This is a genomic window from Gordonia sp. 852002-51296_SCH5728562-b (assembly GCF_001665475.1).
GTDB lineage: Bacteria > Actinomycetota > Actinomycetes > Mycobacteriales > Mycobacteriaceae > Gordonia > Gordonia sputi.
Genome location: NZ_LZMI01000041.1, coordinates 51,536 through 71,041, shown reverse-complemented (window position 1 = coordinate 71,041; position 19,506 = coordinate 51,536). Strand labels below are relative to the sequence as shown.

General features: G+C 65.9%; 21 protein-coding genes. 14 read left to right on the top strand and 7 right to left on the bottom strand.

Annotation, left to right across the window (positions count from 1 at the left end; translation table 11 throughout):
* Positions 1 to 47 precede the first annotated feature (47 nt).
* The 7 genes from A5766_RS07790 (at position 48) to A5766_RS07760 (ending at position 5,395) form a co-directional block, all read left to right on the top strand.
* Positions 48 to 1,754, top strand: a complete 1,707-nt coding sequence (locus A5766_RS07790; protein WP_064904176.1) for a hypothetical protein — start codon at positions 48 to 50, stop codon at positions 1,752 to 1,754.
* 101 nt (positions 1,755 to 1,855) lie between these two features.
* Positions 1,856 to 2,083, top strand: coding sequence for a hypothetical protein (locus A5766_RS07785; protein ID WP_005206551.1), 228 nt, complete (start codon positions 1,856 to 1,858; stop codon positions 2,081 to 2,083).
* A 135-nt stretch (positions 2,084 to 2,218) separates the two neighbouring features.
* Positions 2,219 to 2,413: a hypothetical protein gene (locus tag A5766_RS07780; protein WP_005206552.1), complete on the top strand. Its 195-nt coding sequence runs from the start codon at positions 2,219 to 2,221 to the stop codon at positions 2,411 to 2,413.
* Positions 2,414 to 2,484: 71 nt separating this feature from the next.
* Positions 2,485 to 3,387: a DUF3558 family protein gene (locus tag A5766_RS07775; protein ID WP_005206553.1), complete on the top strand. Its 903-nt coding sequence runs from the start codon at positions 2,485 to 2,487 to the stop codon at positions 3,385 to 3,387.
* On the top strand, positions 3,384 to 3,938 hold the full coding sequence (locus A5766_RS07770; protein WP_005206554.1) for a DUF3558 domain-containing protein: 555 nt from the start codon (positions 3,384 to 3,386) through the stop codon (positions 3,936 to 3,938). Before A5766_RS07775 ends, A5766_RS07770 begins: the two co-directional genes overlap by 4 nt.
* Before the next feature lie 95 nt (positions 3,939 to 4,033).
* On the top strand, positions 4,034 to 4,984 hold the full coding sequence (locus tag A5766_RS07765; protein WP_005206555.1) for an SMP-30/gluconolactonase/LRE family protein: 951 nt from the start codon (positions 4,034 to 4,036) through the stop codon (positions 4,982 to 4,984).
* A gap of 54 nt (positions 4,985 to 5,038) precedes the next feature.
* On the top strand, positions 5,039 to 5,395 hold the full coding sequence (locus tag A5766_RS07760) for a VOC family protein (protein WP_005206556.1): 357 nt from the start codon (positions 5,039 to 5,041) through the stop codon (positions 5,393 to 5,395).
* On the opposite strand, the gene A5766_RS07755 is transcribed toward A5766_RS07760, so the two are convergent.
* A complete protein-coding gene (locus A5766_RS07755) occupies positions 5,381 to 6,271 on the bottom strand; it encodes an acyl-[acyl-carrier-protein] thioesterase (protein WP_064904174.1) in 891 nt (296 codons plus the stop codon). The two genes, A5766_RS07760 and A5766_RS07755, sit on opposite strands and share 15 nt — an antisense overlap.
* 136 nt (positions 6,272 to 6,407) lie before the next feature.
* Between A5766_RS07755 and A5766_RS07750 the strand changes: the two genes are divergently transcribed.
* The 5 genes from A5766_RS07750 to A5766_RS07730 all read left to right on the top strand — a co-directional run bounded on the left by A5766_RS07750 (position 6,408) and on the right by A5766_RS07730 (position 12,240).
* Positions 6,408 to 8,093 carry an FAD-dependent oxidoreductase gene (locus A5766_RS07750; protein WP_064904172.1) on the top strand — a complete coding sequence of 562 codons (1,686 nt, stop codon included), beginning with the start codon at positions 6,408 to 6,410 and terminating at the stop codon, positions 8,091 to 8,093.
* 114 nt (positions 8,094 to 8,207) lie between these two features.
* Positions 8,208 to 9,518 carry a glycosyltransferase family 4 protein gene (locus tag A5766_RS07745; RefSeq protein ID WP_064904190.1) on the top strand — a complete coding sequence of 437 codons (1,311 nt, stop codon included), beginning with the start codon at positions 8,208 to 8,210 and terminating at the stop codon, positions 9,516 to 9,518.
* A complete protein-coding gene (locus tag A5766_RS07740) occupies positions 9,505 to 10,230 on the top strand; it encodes a class I SAM-dependent methyltransferase (RefSeq protein ID WP_005206560.1) in 726 nt (241 codons plus the stop codon). Before A5766_RS07745 ends, A5766_RS07740 begins: the two co-directional genes overlap by 14 nt.
* 37 nt (positions 10,231 to 10,267) lie before the next feature.
* Entirely contained in the window at positions 10,268 to 11,305 is a 1,038-nt protein-coding gene (locus A5766_RS07735; protein WP_064904169.1) for a hypothetical protein, read from the top strand.
* Positions 11,306 to 11,379: 74 nt separating this feature from the next.
* Complete coding sequence (locus A5766_RS07730) at positions 11,380 to 12,240, top strand: LLM class F420-dependent oxidoreductase (protein WP_064864880.1); 861 nt, start codon at positions 11,380 to 11,382, stop codon at positions 12,238 to 12,240.
* Positions 12,241 to 12,537: 297 nt separating this feature from the next.
* Here the strand turns inward: A5766_RS07730 and A5766_RS07725 are convergent, their stop codons facing one another.
* From A5766_RS07725 to A5766_RS07715, 4 genes are read right to left on the bottom strand one after another with little or no spacing between them, the layout of a single operon-like run.
* Positions 12,538 to 13,122, bottom strand: a complete 585-nt coding sequence (locus A5766_RS07725; protein WP_005206563.1) for a peroxidase-related enzyme — start codon at positions 13,120 to 13,122, stop codon at positions 12,538 to 12,540.
* 57 nt (positions 13,123 to 13,179) lie between these two features.
* Positions 13,180 to 13,821 (bottom strand): TetR/AcrR family transcriptional regulator, encoded by a 642-nt coding sequence (locus A5766_RS07720; RefSeq protein ID WP_082965474.1) that lies wholly within the window; start codon positions 13,819 to 13,821, stop codon positions 13,180 to 13,182.
* Positions 13,818 to 14,063 carry an SDR family oxidoreductase gene (locus tag A5766_RS25295; RefSeq protein WP_267626316.1) on the bottom strand — a complete coding sequence of 82 codons (246 nt, stop codon included), beginning with the start codon at positions 14,061 to 14,063 and terminating at the stop codon, positions 13,818 to 13,820. Before A5766_RS25295 ends, A5766_RS07720 begins: the two co-directional genes overlap by 4 nt.
* Entirely contained in the window at positions 13,982 to 14,662 is a 681-nt protein-coding gene (locus tag A5766_RS07715; protein ID WP_267626315.1) for an SDR family NAD(P)-dependent oxidoreductase, read from the bottom strand. Before A5766_RS07715 ends, A5766_RS25295 begins: the two co-directional genes overlap by 82 nt.
* Before the next feature lie 210 nt (positions 14,663 to 14,872).
* Between A5766_RS07715 and A5766_RS07710 the strand changes: the two genes are divergently transcribed.
* Both A5766_RS07710 and A5766_RS07705 read left to right on the top strand, forming a co-directional pair.
* Positions 14,873 to 16,312, top strand: coding sequence for a flavin-containing monooxygenase (locus tag A5766_RS07710; RefSeq protein ID WP_005206566.1), 1,440 nt, complete (start codon positions 14,873 to 14,875; stop codon positions 16,310 to 16,312).
* Entirely contained in the window at positions 16,309 to 17,268 is a 960-nt protein-coding gene (locus tag A5766_RS07705; RefSeq protein WP_005206567.1) for an alpha/beta hydrolase, read from the top strand. The genes A5766_RS07710 and A5766_RS07705 overlap by 4 nt, the downstream gene beginning before the upstream one ends.
* On the opposite strand, the gene A5766_RS07700 is transcribed toward A5766_RS07705, so the two are convergent.
* Together A5766_RS07700 and A5766_RS07695 are read right to left on the bottom strand one after the other, a co-directional pair.
* Positions 17,265 to 18,791, bottom strand: coding sequence for an acetyl-CoA acetyltransferase (locus tag A5766_RS07700; protein WP_064904167.1), 1,527 nt, complete (start codon positions 18,789 to 18,791; stop codon positions 17,265 to 17,267). The genes A5766_RS07705 and A5766_RS07700 overlap by 4 nt on opposite strands.
* Positions 18,791 to 19,486 carry a class I SAM-dependent methyltransferase gene (locus A5766_RS07695; protein WP_064904165.1) on the bottom strand — a complete coding sequence of 232 codons (696 nt, stop codon included), beginning with the start codon at positions 19,484 to 19,486 and terminating at the stop codon, positions 18,791 to 18,793. The genes A5766_RS07700 and A5766_RS07695 overlap by 1 nt, the downstream gene beginning before the upstream one ends.
* Positions 19,487 to 19,506 lie beyond the last annotated feature (20 nt).

Sequence of the window (19,506 nt, the reverse complement as noted above, 5' to 3'; positions counted from 1 at the left end):
TAGCTCGGGGACAGTACTCGGGCGGATGTCTCGGAGGGGTAAGCCACATGGCTCAATCGGCGGTGAACGGTGCGCGGCGCGGTGGAGTTCGTCGAGCGGAGAAACAGGATCGACGCCGCAAGCGCAAGGCCGGTCAGCGCGCCGCGGCAGGCGCCGTGGCGGTCGCAGCCGCAACCACGCTCGGCTTCGGGCAGACGGTCGGGGCGGGGCACGCGGAGGCAGTCACCATCCCGAACGCAGTCGGATCAGTCGGTGACGTCATCGGTGCCCTTGCGAACAACGGCGTTACCCAGGGCCTCGCCGACCAATGGCGGTTGAACCTGTGTTCGTCAGACTCCGACGGTGGGCCGGTCAACGGCGGTGCCGATTGCTCCAGGTCGACGGGCGTTGGTGTCGCAGTGGTGCTTCCGACGACGATCGATCTCGTGCCGGATGCTGCGTACAGTCCGGCGCAGGGCTTGTTCAATGCAGCCAAGGCGGCCGGCCTTGATTTCGGTACCGGAAAGATTCTAGGAATAACTGTGCCGGTTCCGGACGCCGCGTTGCCCGAGGGATCGGCGACGGTCATTGGTGACGGTTTTCAGTTTGCGCTCGCGTCAGGTGGAGGCAAAGCGACCGCCATCTCGTACCTCCCGCTGAGCCTGGCGACGGCCGGGGCGAGTGACGGCAACACCGCCTTCGCCTTCGCGATCATCGGTATGGCGAATGCGTGGAACACAAGCGACATCCCGGTCGAGATCTTCACTGTTCCGACCGGAATATCCGTGCCGGGCGCGAAGCATGTCAGTTGCTACGGAGTGCTCACCGCGGGGTACGCGAGCAATGTCGGTGCATGCGCGAACGTGGCGGGCACATTCGACGCCCGCCTTGATCTCCAGCAGTCCATCCCCGAGTTCCAGACTGCGTTGACCGACCCCACGGCAATTCTCGTCAACCCTGCCGAGGTGCTGTCCGACGTCCTTGGGCAGTTGTTCTCAGGCCAGCCCTTCTCGCTCAGCAAAGACTTCACCCGGCTCACCGTCGGAGGTGACCGGACGGATGCTTACGGTCTGCCCGTCTTGTTCACCCTCACAAGCGATTACGGAACCCAGGCGCCCATCGTGGTGCACTGGCTTGGCTCGTCGGTGACGTTCAATCCGACGGTGACGGTCAACGGCGAGGTCAAGCCGAACCATCTGGGACTTCCCGTGGTCACCCTCGGCGACGTCGACACCGCGCAGCTGCTGCCGACAGTCGACATCCCCGAGATCGCGTTCCCGTTCGGCGTGCCGTCGGTGGGCCCGTTCGGCGGGTCGAGCAGCGCCGTCAGCAGGTCGACGGCCTCGTCGTCGGTCAGCGCCCTGCGTGCCGACGCCAGCGAGGCCATCGCTCCCGCGGACACGCCCACAGAGACAGACACCGACACCGACACGACCGCGGCGTCGAGCACCGCTGACGCACCGACCGCAACGACCGAAACCGACACGGCGACACAACAAGTCGACGCTCCGTCAGTACCGAAATCGACAGCCGGTGCCGCGCAGAGAGATTCGCGCGATTCCAGCGCGTCAGGGTACGTGGGCAAACATCGGTCGCTCGACGACTATGTCGGTAAGCATCGTTCGACGGATGGCACCGGGAGCACCGCCGGCGCGGCGTCGAACGGCGTCGCGAGTGCCGAGGGCGCAACCGACACCACCGATACCCACACCCACGACACCGGGACGTCGTCGGAGTCAGCGCACTCGACCGATAACGCCGCGAGCAGTCAGTAGTACCGGCCGCCTCCGCGCCACGAGATCGGCCTGTTCCTTCCGCACGAACTGACTGTTTGTTACAACGGAAGAGGCCGATCACTCGACGCGAGGAGACGACGATGAGCGAACCGATCTCAGGCGAAGACCTGCCCGAGGGCGTCGTCGACCCCGAAGCGCCACTCGACGACGAGCCGGGCGAATCGCTTGCCGACGATGCGCCGCTCGACGAATTCGTCGATCCCCTCGCAGGCGTCGAACCGCCACAATCCGACGACGTTCCGAGCGCGGACTACGTCGACCAGCACCTCGACGTCGACGAGGTGGAACCACCTCGGCGCGACGACTGACCGCAAAACGCCGGCAGCCCTCAGGGCCCCGTTGGCTAGAGTGGAGCCACCGACGCAGGTTCGCCCCAATGGTGTCGCCGACCGCTCGCTCATCGGAGTCAAGCGGCCGACGGCGGCGCGCGCTAGGAGGAAGTCATGGCGATCGATCCCGCAAAGAGCAAGGCAGTCTCACAGGTGGTGCGCGAGCATCCGGGGATGAGCCTCGTGGCGATCTCGCCAGGCATCGTGGTCTTCCTCCTGGTGGGGTTCTTCGCCAACTGGTTCCTGGCGATCGTGCTCGGCGTCGTCATGGTGGCGGGCGGGTACTACATGCTGACGCGACAGAAGTGAGCAGGGCATAAACCGGTGCGAGATCGACTGCGGACGGGTGACGCTCACTCGTGGGCAACGAGGCCCCGACGGTGAGCGCACGCGTCGACGCCTACATCTGGGCCATCCGGCTCACAAAAACACGTTCGGCTGCGGGTGACGCATACCGAGGCGGCCATGTTCGGGTCAACGGAGCGACCGCGAAGCCCGCGCAACACGTCAGCATCGGCGACGAGGTGCGGCTGCGGTTGGGTGGTCGGGAGCGCATCGTCGAGGTGACCCAGGTGATCACCAAGCGAGTGTCGCCCTCCGCGGCGTCGGCCTGCTACATCGACAAGAGTCCACCGCCGCCGGCCAAGGAGATCCTGGCGAGTCAGCCACGACGCGATCGTGGTGCCGGTCGGCCGACGAAACGCGAGCGACGCGAGATCGACAAGCTGATGCGCGGGGGCTTCCTCGTGTCGCTGGCGGTGGTGATCGCGCTGATCGGCAGTGCGTGCTCGTCGGATTCCGACGATTCGGGAGGCAACAGCAACAGCAACGGCAGCGCCGCGGCGCCGCCGGCCAAAGCGGGGTCGGGCCCGTTCTTCGGTGAATGCGGAGGCGTGACCACAGAGGAGGTCAACAACCTCGCAAAGCTGGGAACGCTGACCAACACGGTGAACAATTCGTCGGTGTGTGAGTGGTCGTCGAGCGTCGATCGCACCGGACCGGTGGCATCGTTCAACTGGTATCGCGGATCACCGATCGGACGTGAGCGTGCCACCGAGCAACTCTCCCGCGAGTCGACCAAAGACATAGAGATCAACGGCCACAAGGGATTCGTCGCCTCCGACACGGGCATCTGCGAGATCGGCATCGCTTTCGGCGCCGACTTCTTCGAGTGGTCGGTGAGCGCCGGGACCTCATCACTGAACGCGCAGGGTCCCGACACCGAACAGATCTGCGACGCCACGCGCCAACTGTCCACGATGTCGATCGAGCGTGCATCATGAGGCGCCTGCGACGCGTCGTCGTGCCACTGCTTGTCGCTCTGGCCCTGCTTGTCGGAGCGCTGTCGGGCTGCACCATCGACGGTCAGGCGGTCTCGTCCGAGCAGGCCAACGCCGATCAACCAGGCAACGTCGACACCGACCGGTTCGACAAACTGACCCTCGAATGCCAGGTGCTCTCAACTGCTCAGCTCGCCAAGGCGGTCGGCGGGACGTCGGCACGGGGCACCTTCAACGGCGCGATCTGCCGGTGGATCGTCGACGGCCCGGTCACCGCGAATGTCACGTTCAACTGGTTCGAATGGGGCGACTTCAACGTCGAGAAGGACACCGCCAAGCGGCTCGGCTACACCACCGAGAACGTCCGGATCGTGAGTCAGGCGGCCTTCACCCAGCGCGACCCCAAGCGGCCGGCGGTGTGCGGTGTGACCACTCGCGCGCCGACCCGCGGCGTCTACACGTTCTGGGTCGAACCGATCGGCGGCGCAGCAGCGGCAGACCCGTGCGCCGCTCCGACAAAGCTGATGGAGCTGCTCCTCAACGGTGGTCAATAGTCGCTGCCGCGACGGTGGTCAATAGTCGCTGCCGCGACGGTGGGCAGTAGTCGCTGCCGGGCGCCGCCGCGCGCGCCGGGGCATGATCTATGCCCATGGGACACTCCGGGTTTCGATTCCACCCTCGAATCCTCCGTGCGCTGCTGGCGTCGTGCGTGGCGGCACTGGCGATCGTGGGTGTCGGGTCGGTTGCCGACGCGGCCCTGAGCAACCGATGTGCCGGCGCGACAGTCACCACCAGAACTGCCTCGCCGTCTCCGGCGGGTTGGGCTGAGAACCTCACGTTCGATCACTCGGGCAACCTGTGGGTCTCACGTCTCTACGGGAATTCGGTGGAGCGCTATGACCGGTCCGGCCGACGCACCGCGACCGTCCCGGTGTGGGCGCCGGGCGCGCTGCGCATGGGTCCTGGCGGCGACCTGTATGTGAACTCGGGCGACCAGTTGTCGTTCGGCGCCGAACGCAACGGCGTCGTCGTGAAGTTTGATCCGCATGCGCCGCAACCGAATCCGACGATCTACGCACGAGGGTTCGCGATGCCCAATGGTCTGGCTTTCGATGCGCGCGGGTTCGGATATGTCGTCGACAGTTCGCGCGGCGTGGTCCGGATCGCGCCGGGTGGCGCCATCGACCAGCGGTGGACGGATAGAGCCCGAGCCGCGCTCGCCGCGTCGTCGGCCGTCAACGGGATCAGCCCCAATGGCGCGGTGGTCATCGGCAACGACCTCTACCTGACCTTCACGGCAAGTCGAACGGGCCGTGTCGTCGCACTACCGCTCGACGATCCCGGCTCGATTCGGGTCGTCACCGACCTCACGGCTCCGCTGCCCGGCCTGCTCGATGACCTCACCGCACTGGATCCGCACACGCTGGCCGTCACGTCGACGCTCGGCTCGCTCGCCCTCGTCGATGTGCGGACGGGCGCGCGGTGCACCATTGCACTCGGCGCGCCGGCCACGGCCGTCGCTGTGCAACCCTCGGACTCGCGTGCGCTGGTGGTCGCGTCGGAGACCGGCGCCCTGCTCGACGTACGCCTCGCCGGGTGAACACAAGGCAAACATATGTTCGACTATCGCGCGAATCGTGGCTAAGGTGAGTCCATGACTCTCTCGGTAGCCATGATCACGGTCGACACACTCGAACCAATTACACTCGCCAATTGGTGGGCGACCAATCTCGGCGGCACGATCGTCGCGGAGAATGACGGATTCTTCGTCGTCGTCGCACTTCGCGACGGCGGGCCCGCGATCGGTTTTCAGAAAGTCGACGACCCGACGCCCGGCAAGAATCGCATCCACCTCGACCTCGCGTCGCCCGACTATCCGGCCATCGTCGACACTCTCGTCGCGAACGGAGCCACCAAGCTCGGCGACCGAGAGATCCCTGGTGGCGGGTTCGGGTGGACCACGCTGACCGATCCCGCGGGTAACGAGTTCTGCGTGTCAGGCGGTCACTGACTCATCCGCCACGGCCTGACCGCCGACTTCCTGATCGCCGGCCACCTGGTCTGCTGGGCGCTTCGTCACCGATACGGTTGCCGCGACCTGGTGCTCGCCGTCGTCGCCGGGAATGAGCATCCACAGCAGAAGTCGCTGCGGCTCCCGGACGCGCCGCAACGTGATCGGCGTGCCGGGGACGATCGGACGCAGGTACTCGATCACCAGCCGGTGCGGTCCGTCGATCAGGTCGAGGTGCTCGACGAGTTCGTCCTCGACGGCCTCGAGGTACGCGGCGTTGTTGAGGTGCTTGAACGGATCGAAGTCGGTGCTGCGCAACACGTGTTCGCGGTCGTCGGCCGACGCCCCCTCGGCGTCGGGAGCCTTCTCCGGGTTCATCGACTTCCAGCGGAGTCGGTGCTCGTCGGTCATCGACGACAACAGCTCGAACGCGTCGTCGGAGATTCGTGACGGCATCCCCTGGTCGTTGACGTTGATCCAGAACGCCTCGGTCTCGATCAATCCCGACTTGCGCGGTTCGGGGTTGAACCGGTTGGTCTCGTGCTCGGCGGTCAGCCGCACGCGCATGTTGGTCCACCGTGTCGAGAGTGACCCGCACCACCGCTGTGCTGTGACGGTCGCAGGCCACGAGATCGGCTCGATGACGTCGACGACGGTTCGCCGCACGATCCAGAACGGGTCTGAGTCGCCGAGATCGGTCGCTTCGATGTTGTCGTTGGCGATGTCCTGCAGGTACCGGGCGACAGCGTCGAGCCGCACGCGCATGTCCTGGTCGACGTCGCCGGTGCGTACGCGGTAGGTCGCCTCGAAGAAGCGCGCACCGTCCTTGCGTTCGGGGAGAGTTGTGCCGGTGGCCTGGCTGTTGTCGCGGGTCAATAGATGTCCTCTGTTGGCGGTGTCGGCTGGCTCACACGCTGTGGTTACGATCGGGTAGCTCACGGACCGGTCGTTAAGATACAGTCACCACAAAACTAGAACACGTTCTACGTGTTGAACTTCGAGGACAGCGCCGATGGCCCATGTGATCACACGCCCCTGTTGTAACGATGCGAGCTGCGTCGCGGTGTGCCCGGTCAACTGTATCCACCCGACGCCCGACGAGCCCACCTTCTTCACCGCCGAGAGCCTCTACATCGACCCGGACACCTGCATCGACTGCGGGGCATGTATCGACGAATGCCCCGTCGAGGCGATCATCCCCGACGATCAGCTCGAGGAGCGCGACGAGCCTTACCTGCAGATCAACGCCGACTACTACAAGGACCACGACGTCGAAGGTGGTCTGGTTCCCCCGAAGAAGGCCCCCAAGCTGCCCGAAGGAGACGTCCGTGTCGCCATCGTCGGCGCCGGACCTGCCGCGTTCTATGCCGCGGAGGAACTGGTCCGCAAACCGCAGATCTCGGTCGACATGTTCGACCGTCTGCCGACGCCATACGGATTGGTGCGCGCGGGGGTCGCCCCCGACCACGCTGCAACCAAGGGTGTCGAGTCGACCTTCGCGGCGACCTCGGCCAAGCGCAATTTTCGCTACTTCCTCAACGTCGAGGTCGGCAAGCACATCAGCCACGACGAACTGACCGCCCGCTACAACGCGGTCATCTATGCCGTCGGGGCGCCGACCGACAAGCGGCTCGGCATCCCCGGCGAGGGGCTGTCCGGTTCGGTGTCGGCCACCGAATTCGTCGCCTGGTACAACGGCCACCCCGACTTCGCCGACCTCACCTTCGACCTGTCCGGGGAGCGCGCTGTCGTCGTCGGCAACGGCAACGTCGCGCTCGACGTCGCACGCATACTGGTGACCGATCCCGACGATCTCGCGAAGACCGACATCGCCGATCACGCCCTCGCCGCGTTGCGCGAGTCGAACATCCGCGAGGTTGTGCTCCTCGCGCGACGCGGAATCGCACAGGCCGCCTACACCAACAGCGAGTTCCTCGCGCTGGGTGAGGTCGACGGTGTGGACGTGATCATCGATCCGGCCGAGCTCACGCTCGACCCGGTGTCGGAGGCCGCACAATCCGACGATGAGTTGGATTCGACGATCGCGACCAAACTGCGGCTCGCGCAGGAATTCGCGGCACGCCCGACCACCGAAGGCAACAAGCGGATCGTCTTCCGCTTCATGACGTCACCGACCGAGCTGACCGGCGACGGAAAGGTCGAGGCACTGCACGCCGTGTGCAACGTCTATACCGAGGCCGGTGAGAACGTCGCGATCGTGCCAACCGACGACGGCTTCGACCTCGAGACCGGGCTCGTGTTGCGCGCGATCGGCTATCGCGGAGTGCCCATCAACGACGTCCCGTTCGACGAGGTGCGCTGCGTGGTGCCCAACGTCGAGGGCCGGGTGCAGTCGAGCGTCGACGGCGAGATCGTCAGGGGTCTGTACGTGACCGGATGGATCAAGCGCGGTGCGACCGGCGGTATTGGACGTAACCGACTGTGCGGGCAGGAGACCGCGGAATCGGTGATCGCCGACTTCGTCGCAGGCGTCCTGCCGCAGTCCTCTACCTCGGCCGATGACGTCGCCGACCTGGTGGCCGACCACGGCGCACATCGCATCGACCTCGCCGGATGGAAGAACATCGACGCCACCGAACGCAGCGCCGGCAAGTCGGCTGGGCGTCGTCGTGTGAAACTGGTGCATATCGGTGATCTCGAGTCGGCGTCCCGGGAGGCCGCAGAATCGCGATCGTGAGGGCGGTGTCGATTCGGCCTGTGTCGTCAGACCACTCGGTCGTCGATTGGCCGGCGAGCCGTGCAGCAGCATCGGGCCGTCGAAGGCCCGTTTATGGAGAGGTGGAACCACAAGGTGCGCGTGGCATTTCTGTCGTATCGCAGCAAGCCGCATTGCGGTGGGCAAGGCGTCTACGTACGCCACCTCAGCAGAGAATTGGCGCTGCTGGGGCATCAGGTCGAGATCTTTTCGGGACAGCCGTATCCCGAGCTCGACCAGTCGGCGATAGACGCGGGCGTCACGCTCACCAAGGTCCCGAGCCTCGGTCTCTACGACGAACCCGACCCGTTCCGTACGCCGCGGCCCAGTGAATTCCGTGATTGGATCGACGCCCTCGAGGTGGGTGCGATGTGGACGGCGAGCTTCGGCGAGCCGCTGACGTTCAGCCTTCGTGTCGCGCGGCTGCTCGCCGACCGTCGCGACGACTTCGACATCGTGCACGACAACCAATGCCTCGGCTACGGCCTGCTGCAGATCCAGAAGCAGGGCTATCCGTTGATCGCGACAATCCACCACCCGATCACGCGTGATCGTTCGTTGGCGGTGAAGGCGGCCAAGGGGTGGCGCAAGGTCAGTGCATGGCGGTGGCATTCGTTCCTGCGGATGCAGGGGCGGGTCTCGCGTCGCATTCCGGAGTTGCTGACGGTGTCGCGTAGCAGCGAGGTCGACATCCGCAAGGCCTTCGACATCGAGGCCGGTCGGATCACGACCATCCCGCTCGGCGTCGACACCGCAATCTTCCGCCCCGAGGCCGCTGCGGCGCGTGTGCCCGGTCGCGTGGTCTGCGTCGCCAGCGCCGACGCTCCGCTCAAGGGTGTGTCGTATCTGCTGGAGGCGATCGCCAAGTTGAGCGCCGAGCGCGACGTCGAACTCACGTTGGTCTCCAAGCTCGACCCCGACGGACCGTCGGCGAAGATGATCGACGACCTCGCCATCTCGTCGCGAGTACGCCTGGTGTCCGGGCTGGAGGATTCGGAGATGGCGGAGCTACTCGCGTCGGCCGAGGTCGCCTGCGTGCCGTCGCTGTACGAGGGATTCTCGCTGCCGGCCGTGGAGGCCATGAGCTGCGGCACGCCGCTCGTCGCCACGCACGCGGGCGCGATCCCCGAGGTCGTCGGAACCGACGGCCGGTCGGCTACGCTGGTGCCTCCACGCGATTCCGAGCGACTCGCGCAGGCCATCGGAGCTTTGCTCGACGACGAATCCGCCCGTGCCGCAATGGGTGTGGCCGCGCGTGAGCGAGTCGAAGATCGCTATAGCTGGGCTGCCGTCGCGGCGAAGACTGCGGCGCATTACGAGACGGTGCTCGCGCGGGTGGATCGTGAGGGCGCGAAACCGCGTGGGGTAACGATGGATTCGGAGAAGGGGAGTCATGCTCACAGTTGATTTCGACCGATTGGGTGTCGGGTCGCACACGAAGGTGATCGACATCGGTGCGGGGCAGGGCAGGCACTCGTTCGAGATGTTCCGTCGTGGTGCAGATGTCATCGCGTTCGACCAGTCCGAGAGCGACATGGCCGACGTGGCCGAGATGTTCGACGCGATGATGGCAGAGGGTCAGGTCCCCGCCGACGCCAAGGCGCGCGCGGAGGTCGGCGACGCTCTGCGACTTCCCTACGCAGACAACAGCTTCGACGTTGTGCTGATGTCGGAGATCCTGGAGCACATCCCGTCCGACGAGGCCGCCATCGCCGAGATGGCACGCATTCTCAAGCCGGGTGGCATCGGCGCTGTGACGGTGCCGCGGTACTGGCCCGAGAAGGTGTGCTGGGCGCTCTCGGATGCTTATCACGAGGTCGAGGGTGGTCACGTCCGGATCTACAAGGCGTCGGAGCTGGCCGACAAACTGCGTTCGGCGGGCCTCGAGGTGACCGGAACCGACCACGCACACGCTCTGCATGCCCCCTACTGGTGGCTCAAATGCGCTGTGGGCGTTGAGAACAACAAGAACCCGCTGGTACAGGCGTACCACAAGCTGTTGGTGTGGGACATGATGTCTGCGCCGGCCCTCACCCGCGTGGGTGAGCAGGTTCTCAACCCCGTGATCGGCAAGTCGGTCGCGTTGTACCTGCGAAAGCCGGAGAACGCAGCGTCGTGACCCCGACGTCGAGCGTCGTCGACCCATCTTCAGGTCGATGACCGCACAGGCGCACGTCGGTGCGCTCGCCATCGCCGGTGTGGTCACCGGTGAGCAGATGCGTGCCACCGGCGCCGCCATCGCCGCCATGCAGGAGGATTCCGGCGCGTTGCCGTGGTTCCCCGGCGGACGCACCGATCCCTGGGACCACATCGAATCGGCAATGGCGTTAAGTGTCACCGGGTTTCACGCAGAAGCTGAGGCGGCGTATGCCTGGAGTCTGCACACGCAACGCGGCGACGGATCGTGGCCGCTGCGCTTCGATTCGGGTGTTGTGACCGACCACGGCACCGACTCCAATTTCTGCGCCTACATCGCCGTCGGTGTGTGGCACCACTATCAGATCAGCGGCGACGTCGTGTTCCTCGAACGCATGTGGCCGGTCGTCTGGTCGGCGATCAACCTCGTCCTGCGTTTCCAGCGTCCCGACGGCGCCTTCCGCTGGGCGGGCGACCACGCGACCGGCGCCATGTTCGACGAAGCGCTGATCACGGGGAATGCCAGCATCTTTCAGGCGCTCGACTGTGCCGTCCGCATCGCGACCGAGGTGGAGCAACCCGACGACGAGTGGGTGCGTGCACGTGCCGCGCTGCGCGACACATTTCGTTGTCGGCCAGAGGTTTTCGAGAAGCCGTCCGAGCATTCGATGGACTGGTACTACCCGGTGCTCGGCGGCGCGGTGCGCGGCCGTGCCGGTCAGGAGATGATCGCTCGACGCTGGGACGAGTTCGTCGTACCCGGTCTCGGCGCGCGGTGCGTCGACCACCGACCCTGGGTGACCGGTGCCGAAACCTGCGAATTGGCAATCGCACTCGACGCGCTGGGCGACACCGCGGACGCCGTGAAGCTCATCGCGTCGATCCAACACCTGCGCGACCCCGACGGCTCGTACTGGACCGGACTCGTCTTCGACGACGGCAAGCGCTGGCCGGTCGAGAAGAGTTGCTGGACGTCGGCGGCGGTTGTCCTCGCCGTCGACGCGGTCACGAGAAGCAGTGAGGCCAACGGGATCTTCCGCGAGGCCGGGGTGCTCTGAGCGCCGGTTCCCGGTGCCGGAGAAATTAGAACATGTTCTAGACAGGTGTCCAGTGGTCTGCCTATTCTTGCGGTATGGATTTCGGGATCGTTCAGTTCACCAGTGATCGTGGGCTCAAGCCGCAGGTGCTCGCGCCGCTCATCGAGGAGGCGGGGTTTGCCTCCTACTTCGTTCCCGAGCACGGTCACATCCCCACCCGACGCGACGCCGCGCACCCGCAGACCGGCGATTCGTCACTGCCCGACGACCGCTACATGCGCACCCTCGACCCGTGGACGACGCTGGCTGCCGCTGCCGCGGTCACCTCGCGTATCAAGCTCGCCACGGCCGTTGCATTGCCGGTGCAGTCCGATCCCATCACGCTCGCGAAAACGCTTGCCACACTTGACCACATCTCCGACGGCCGGCTGACGCTCGGCGTCGGTTTCGGATGGAACCTCGACGAGCTCGCCGATCACGGCGTTCCGTCGAAGCGTCGTCGAACGATGCTCCGGGAGTACCTCGAGGCGATGCGCGAGCTGTGGACGGCCGACGAGGCCGAATATCATGGCGAGTTCGTCGATTTCGGCACGAGCTGGGCGTGGCCCAAGCCTCCGCAGGGAGCGATCCCGACGCTCGTCGGCGCCGCAGGCAACGAGAAGAACTTCAAATGGATCGCGCGCAGCGCCGACGGATGGATCACGACGCCCGGCGAGGACGACATCGCCGGTTCCGTCGCACTGCTCCGACGGCTCTGGGCCGACGCCGGACGCTCCGGCGAACCGCAGATCGTCGTCCTGGACTTCAAGCCGATCCCCGAACGTCTCGAGGAGTTCCGCGACCTCGGCGTCACTACGGTGCTCTACGGACTGCCCGACGACAGCGTCGAACGTGCCACGGCCTACCTGGCCAAGCTGGCGGGCAAAGTAGGCCTCGCCCCCGCCGCGGCCCGCTGACCGGCCGCGCCGTCCGCTGATCGAGCCGCCCCTACCGCTGATCGAGCTTGTCGAGATCACCCGCTGATCGAGCCACCCACCGCTGATCGAGCTGCCCACCGCTGATCGAGCCGCCTACCGCTGATCGAGCTTGTCGAGATCACTCGCCCAACGGTGGGTGGTCTCGACTCGGGTGCTCGCTGCGCTCGCGCCCGCTCGACCAGCGGTGGGGGTTGCGCCCGCTCGCCCGGCGCTTGGTGGTCTCGACTTGGGTGCTCGCTGCGCTCGCGCCCGCTCGACCAGCGGTGGGTGTCGAGATCACCCCTCAGCGGCGGCGGGTCCCCGGTCGAGGGAGTGGTACTCGACGTTCGGCACGATGCCCAGTGCAGAGGAGATCCGGTTGGTGAAGTTGTACATCGCCGTCAACTCGACGACGTCCCAGATGTCGTCGGGACCCAAACCTGCGGCCGCGAGAGCATCGACGTCAGAACGTTCGACGGTCGCGGGCGCGCTCGTCAGCTTCTCGACAAAGACGCAGATGGCGCGCTGCCGGTCGGTCAGATCGGCGTGACGCCAGTTGAACGTGATCCGGTCGGCATTGGCGTCGTCGTGCAGCTCATGCCGTAACGCCTGACCATGCGACACCAGGCAGTACGTGCATCGGTTGATCCCCGACGCCACCACCGCGATCATCTCGCGATCCGCGCCCGAGAGCGTCTCCGACGGCTCGGTGACCTGTCGAAAGTGGTTGAACCACGCGGAGAATCGCTCCGGGCGGTGTGCATACGCCGTGAAGACGTTGGGCACGAAGCCGAGTTGCTCGGATGCCTTGCCGAAGAGTTTCTGTAGCTGCGGCGACAGCTCGTCGACCTCGGCGTCGGGGAAATATGATCCGCTGCTCACGGGACACGCTCCTGAAGGGGGTAATGACGGCCGGTCAGCGGCCGCATGGTCACTCGATCACGCACGCGGCTGCGCGCGAAGCCCTGGCATCACGAAATTGAGGATGTACACCGCGACGGATCGCGGGTCGTCGGGGTCGATCGTGGTGCCGGGCACGGTGCCCAGGCTGATGAGGATGCGCGCGATCCATTCCGATGTCGTGTCGAGATCGTGTCCTGCGTCGACCTCGCCGGTGCGGATCGCGGCCTTCACATACGGCCTCCAGAAGTCTGCGAGGTCGGGGACGAGGCCCGCGACACCCGCACCCGCGCAGGCCGCGAACTCGTCGGGCTCGGCGGTGCGCAGGCGGAGAAGCAACGCGCCCGGGTCGTCGTAAGCTCCGCGGCCGATTCGCACGCCGGAGATGAGTTGTTCGGCGAAGCCGCTGATCGCGTCGAGCTCGCTGCGGGCGTTGGTCCAGAATGCCTCGTTGAGTCGGACGATGGTTGCGCCGACCATGGTCTGCTTGTCGGGGAAGTGCCGGTACAGCCAGGCGCGGGACACGCCCGCGACATCGGCGACCTGCTGCATGGTGGTGGCGCGGATTCCCTTGTCCGCCAACAAGCTTTCTGCGGCGTCGAGCATGCGGTCGGTGGCGGACGCCTCGACGGCGCGGGGCGCTCCGGTGGTCTCTGCCTGCACGATGCCTCCCTGACTCATGTCAATTGGATGCGGCCGCTGCGTACGCCGGCGACGACACCGCCATCGACCAGGATATCGGTCCCGGTGATGAAGCCGGAGCGCACCGGGTCGAGGAGAAACTCGACGGCCGACGCGATGTCTTCGGCCGTGCCGAACCGGCCCGCGGCGCACTTGTCGATCATGGCCTCGTAACTCGAATGCGCGAACTCGGCGTTGAACTCACGCCATCCCATCTCCGTCGCGGTGACGCCGGGGCACACCGAGTTGATGCGCGCCCCGCGGTCACCCCAGATCGGCGCAGCGGACTGTACTCGAAAACGTTGCCGCGCTTGCTGTATCCGTAGGCTAGACCGCAGGCGAACTCAGGTTGCATGTCGGGAAAAGCGAACATCGGCAACCCGGCCAACTCGCTGGCCGGAAGCGTCGAGAGTGCCGCGCCCTGTTCGGGGGTGACCGCGTCGGCGAAGATGTGTGCTGCGACGCTGGCGATGACGACGCCTGCGCCGCCGTCGGCGATGACCCGCCCGAACTCCTCTATGACGTATGCGGTGCCGACCAGATTGACCTCGACGATCCGCTCCGGAGTGGCCTGTGCCGGTGACACGCCCGCGGTGTGCACCAGAGAGGTGACCTCGCCGAGCGAGGCTGCTCGATCGGCGAGTGCGGCGACCTGATCGCGGTCGGCGACGTCGATCGCCTGCGCGGTGACGTCGAAGCCGCTGCGACGCAGCGCGGACTCGACCTCCGTCAGGTGCTCGGTGTCGTAGTCGGCGATCAGCAGCGGCCGACCCGAGCCGAGGCGACGCGCCACGGCCTCACCCATTCCGCCGACGCCGATGACCGTCAGCACTGATGTCATGGTTTCTCCGCTCGATCGTCGGAACGCGCCGAGGCGCGGGCTCTGCGCCGAACTCTATCAACGAAAGTAGACATTTTTGCCAAAGTGTTCACCGAGTGCGGGCGTGAGGAGTAGACACAATTGTGAATCTGTCAACCAGACCACCTTGTCGACGCGATTTCCGTCGCTTCGTCATCATCGTCGCTTCGTCACCACTACCGAGAGGCAAATATGAGCGCACGTCCACCGCAGACGGCTGTGATCGGCGCGGGCATCAGCGGACTGACCGCGAGCAAGATGCTGGCCGACTACGGCGTGCCGTTCGCCACGTTCGAGTCGTCGGATCGAGTCGGGGGCAACTGGGCCTTCGGCAACCCGAACGGCCACAGCAGCGCGTATCGGTCACTGCACATCGATACGTCCAAGCACCAGTTGTCTTTTCGTGATTTCCCGATGCCCGACGACTACCCGGACTTCCCGCACCACACCCTGATCAAGCAGTACCTCGACGACTACACCGACGCCTTCGGCCTTCGCGAGAAGATCGAATTCGGCAACGGAATCACCCACGCGCAACGCCTCGACGGCGGAGGCTGGGAACTCTCGACGCAGCGGGGCGAGACGCGCTACGCAGACCTTCTCGTCGTCGCCAATGGACACCACTGGGATCCACGACTGCCCGACTTCCCCGGCGACTTCGCGGGTGTCGAGATGCACGCCCACTCCTACATCGATCCGCGTACGCCGCTCGACCTCTACGGCAAGCGCATCCTCGTCGTCGGGCTGGGCAACAGCGCTGCCGACATCGCGGTCGAACTATCCTCGCGCACACTTGAGAACACGGTCACCATCTCGACCCGCTCGAGTGCGTGGATCGTCCCGAAGTACCTGGGCGGCAAGCCTGCCGACAAGTACTACCGCACCTCGCCACACATCCCGTTCGCCTGGCAACGCAAGATCGCCCAGGTCTTCCAACCACTCACCGCGGGCCGTCCCGAGAACTACGGACTCCCCGCGCCCAATCACAAGTTCTTCGAGGCGCATCCGACGCAATCGGTCGAGCTGCCGTTCCGTCTCGGCGCGGGCGACGTCACGGCGAAGGGCGACATATCGCGTCTCGACGGCGACACCGTGCATTTCGTCGACGGGACGTCGGCCGACTTCGACGTGATCATCTACGCGACCGGCTACAACATCACGTTCCCGTTCTTCGATCCCGATTTCATCAGTGCCCCGGGCAATCAGATCGATCTCTACAAGCGAATGATCTACCCGGGTGTCGACGACGCGTTGTTCGTCGGCTTCGCGCAGGCCACACCGACGCTCTTCCCATTCGTCGAATGTCAGGCGCGGCTCGTCGGCGCGTACGCCGTGGGCCAGTATCAGCCACCGCCCGTCGACGAGATGCGCAGGGTCATCGCAGAAGATCAAGAGTTCTACACCGGCCACATGGTGCACAGCGCGCGGCACACCCAGCAGCTCGACTACTTCCTGTACGAACACGACATGCGCACCAAGGAATTACCCGCAGGCCGACGACGCGCCGCCGAGATCGGTGCACCGGGTTGGGCGGGTGTTGCGGAGCGTCTTGCGCACAGTGGTGAGCCCTTGGCGGAATCGGCGCACACCGCAACAGAATTGGTGACCGCAAGCGACGGGGGAGCACGATGAGTCAGAACATCGGAGAAGACGTCACCTTCGACAGCGACGGAACCGACTGCCACGCCTGGTTCTTCCCGCCCGCGGCACCTTCGCCCTTCGCGATGGCCGACGGTGTTCCCGTCGTGGTGATGGCGCACGGTTTCGGCGGCACCAAGGATTCGGGACTCGAACCCTTCGCTCGACGCCTCGCCGACGCAGGGCTCGCGGTGTTCGCCTTCGACTACCGGGGCTTCGGTCTGTCGGGAGGCTCACCCCGCCAACGGGTCTCGATGGCGGGTCAGATCGCCGACTACCACGCCGCGGCCGACGCCGCGGCACGTCAAACCGGTGTGGACGCAGGTCGCGTGGTGCTGTGGGGGCTGTCGCAGTCGGGTGGACACGTCCTCTTGGCCGCCGCGGACCGCACCGACGTGGCCGCGGTGATCTCGGCGGTACCCATGGTCAGTGGCCTGGCCGCCGGGCGTCACCACCTCCCGCATGTCGGCGTGTTCTCGATGCTGCGACAGAGCATCGACGGCATCGCGAGCGCGGCGTCGTCGAAAGTCGGTGGCGCGCCACATATGTTGCCGATCGTTGGTCGGCCGGGTCAGCAGGCGGCTCTCACCAGCTCCGGCTTCTACGAGAGCTACAAGGCTATTGCCGGACCGTCGTGGCTCAACGAGGTCGATGCGTCGGTGTCGCTCGAACTCGGGTCCTACCGGGCGGACAAGTACGTCGATCGGATCGACGCGCCCAAGCTCGTGCAGATCGCCGACTTCGATCGGGGGGCACCTCCGCACGCCGCCGCCAAGGCCGCGTTCAAGGCGCGTGCGGAGGTACGGCACTACCCGTGCGATCATTTCGGCATCTTCGCCGAGGTCGACCCGGCAACCTTCGAACGCGTCGTCGAGCATCAGATTGCCTTCCTGACAAGGCATTTGGCTACTCCGGTCGATCTCCGCGAGCTCGACGCCGCGGTGAGCTAGGCCAGGCGGGCGCTGTTCGCACCCTCGGTCGCCTCGATCGTCAGCTCGGCGCCGAACGGATCACCCGTCTCGAGTAGCTCGAGAAGTGCGTCGTCGGAGGTCAGTGCGGCCACTCGGGTGTGGTCGTCGTGCGTTGTCGCGACGACCACGCCCACCGGCCCGCGCTTGCCGTGATCGACGGTGTAGGTGTCGAGAGTTGCTGAGCCCGTGAAGAACTCGGCGACGGGTAGCGGGGCCGTATCGTCGATACGGGCCTGCAACGCGCGATCTGACCGAGGTGTCCAGGTGGTCGGCGTCGTCGAATAGACGCCGACCGACGTCTTGCTCATGATGCCGCCGTTGGCGACGACGAGGCCGAACGCGTCAGGTTGGCGTCGCAGTCGCTCGACGGTCTCGACGATCGCGTGGCTCGAGTAGTTGTGTCCCGGTCCGCCGAAGAAGGGCAGTCCACCGGTCACCGTCAGGCCGATCGGGGTGTCGACGTCGAATCTCAGTGCGTCGCAAACGTTGAAGACGGGGATGGGAAAGCAACTGTAGAGGTCGACGGTGGCAAGATCGGCGACGCCGACCCCCGCCATCTCGAGCGCTCCGGACGTCGCGATGGCGGCCGCGGGGCTCGTGCCGATATCGGGTCTGGCGAGCAGTGCGTGTTCACGAAGGCCGGTATGCCCGTGGAGAAACACCCATTTTTCGCGTGGTACTCCCATCTCCGTGGCCTTGGCTGCCGAGGTGAGAATGATGGCGGAGCCGACGTTCACCAGATCGCGTGCCACGACGAGGCGCGGATACGGCTGTGCGATAACGCGATTGGCGTCGGTGATCGTCGCCAACTCGTCCGCGCTGCGGATCACGGGCGATGCCGCAAAGGGGTTGGCCGCCGCCACCTCGGTGAACGGAGCAAACAGGCGGCCCATCGCGCGTCGATGATCGTCGACGCCCACACCGAGCCTGTTGCGTCGTGCATTCTCGGCGAGCGCATACGCCACCGGCATCGACGTCAGCCGGTGCCGGACCATCGTCATGTCGATGAAGTCTTCGAAATGTGGTCCGCGATCGTCGAGTTGACCGTCGATCTCTTCGCCGAAGTCGGGTTTGTCGTCGCGGTCGGCGAAGTGCCGAGCCGTCGATGTGGCTTCAGCGCCGACGATGAGCACGCAGTCGGCGCTGCCCTTTGCGATCGCCTCCGCATGTTCGGTGACCAGCGACTGCGGCGACTGCCCGCCGACGACCTCGACGAGAACTCGCTCGGGCGTTAAGCCGACGCGCCGCGCGACCGACCGCGGATAGTTGTTCGAGCGCCCCAGCGGGCTGGGCACATGCGGCATGTTCTCCATCTCGCGAACCGCGGCGATCACGTCGATCGATCCGGCCACGCCTGCGGCAACGCCGGTGTCGGCCAGGGCATTTCGAGTCGCGGCGGCACCGAGATCGATGCTCGACCACGCCTGGTAGTCGGGAGTGTCGATGCGGTCGCCGGACTGCCCGACGCCGATGATGACCGGCGTGGTAGGGTCGATGCGCATCAGCGCGGCAGCATTTTCCCGACGATGCCGGTGTCGCGACGCAGCACGCGCAGCGAGCCCTCTACGCGCACCTCGGTGAACTGGCCCGTCGCGAGTGCCTGACAGTAGATTTCGTACGGCGGCCTTCCACCGTCGGCGGGGTCGGGGAACACGTCGTGGATCAGCAACGCGCCACCGATCCGAACCCACGGCGCCCAACCGTCGAGGTCGTTCTGCGCGGCCTCCATCGAATGACCGCCGTCGATGAACACGAAGTCGGCGGGCGAACCCCAGATGCGTGAGGCGACGGTCGACGGTGCGAGCACACCGATCACCGTCTTCTCCAGATCGGCGTCGAACATTGTGCGACGGAAGCGTGCCGAGGTGTCGAGGGTGCCGGTGTGCGGGTCGACGAGCGTCGTGTCGTGGTACTCCCAGCCGGGTTGGTGTTCTTCGGAACCGCGGTGGTGGTCGACGGTGACGATGGTCGCGCCGAGGGGTTCGGCTGCGGCGCCGAGGAACACCGTCGACTTTCCGCAGTAGGTGCCGATCTCGATGCCGAGTTTTGTCGAATCCGGTTGGGAGAGATACTCTCCGGCGATCTCGAAGAGTGTCTGCGCCTCGTCGAGCGGCATGAAGCCGGGCGCGTCATCTGCGACCTTGCGTCGGATGGCCGAGGGGGCTGACTTCGGCTGCGAGGCCGAGGGTGCACTCATGTCCCAGATCCTAACCGTGC

What these genes read in the sequence shown, in the direction of transcription:
- A5766_RS07790 (WP_064904176.1), top strand. Translation starts at nt 48, where the DNA reads ATGGCTCAATCGGCGGTGAACGGTGCGCGGCGCGGTGGAGTTCGTCGA.
- A5766_RS07785 (WP_005206551.1), top strand. Translation starts at nt 1,856, where the DNA reads ATGAGCGAACCGATCTCAGGCGAAGACCTGCCCGAGGGCGTCGTCGAC.
- A5766_RS07780 (WP_005206552.1), top strand. Translation starts at nt 2,219, where the DNA reads ATGGCGATCGATCCCGCAAAGAGCAAGGCAGTCTCACAGGTGGTGCGC.
- A5766_RS07770 (WP_005206554.1), top strand. Translation starts at nt 3,384, where the DNA reads ATGAGGCGCCTGCGACGCGTCGTCGTGCCACTGCTTGTCGCTCTGGCC.
- A5766_RS07765 (WP_005206555.1), top strand. Translation starts at nt 4,034, where the DNA reads ATGGGACACTCCGGGTTTCGATTCCACCCTCGAATCCTCCGTGCGCTG.
- A5766_RS07760 (WP_005206556.1), top strand. Translation starts at nt 5,039, where the DNA reads ATGACTCTCTCGGTAGCCATGATCACGGTCGACACACTCGAACCAATT.
- A5766_RS07750 (WP_064904172.1), top strand. Translation starts at nt 6,408, where the DNA reads ATGGCCCATGTGATCACACGCCCCTGTTGTAACGATGCGAGCTGCGTC.
- A5766_RS07740 (WP_005206560.1), top strand. Translation starts at nt 9,505, where the DNA reads ATGCTCACAGTTGATTTCGACCGATTGGGTGTCGGGTCGCACACGAAG.
- A5766_RS07735 (WP_064904169.1), top strand. Translation starts at nt 10,268, where the DNA reads ATGACCGCACAGGCGCACGTCGGTGCGCTCGCCATCGCCGGTGTGGTC.
- A5766_RS07730 (WP_064864880.1), top strand. Translation starts at nt 11,380, where the DNA reads ATGGATTTCGGGATCGTTCAGTTCACCAGTGATCGTGGGCTCAAGCCG.
- A5766_RS07720 (WP_082965474.1), bottom strand. Translation starts at nt 13,821, where the DNA reads ATGAGTCAGGGAGGCATCGTGCAGGCAGAGACCACCGGAGCGCCCCGC.
- A5766_RS07715 (WP_267626315.1), bottom strand. Translation starts at nt 14,662, where the DNA reads ATGACATCAGTGCTGACGGTCATCGGCGTCGGCGGAATGGGTGAGGCC.
- A5766_RS07710 (WP_005206566.1), top strand. Translation starts at nt 14,873, where the DNA reads ATGAGCGCACGTCCACCGCAGACGGCTGTGATCGGCGCGGGCATCAGC.
- A5766_RS07705 (WP_005206567.1), top strand. Translation starts at nt 16,309, where the DNA reads ATGAGTCAGAACATCGGAGAAGACGTCACCTTCGACAGCGACGGAACC.
- A5766_RS07700 (WP_064904167.1), bottom strand. Translation starts at nt 18,791, where the DNA reads ATGCGCATCGACCCTACCACGCCGGTCATCATCGGCGTCGGGCAGTCC.
- A5766_RS07695 (WP_064904165.1), bottom strand. Translation starts at nt 19,486, where the DNA reads ATGAGTGCACCCTCGGCCTCGCAGCCGAAGTCAGCCCCCTCGGCCATC.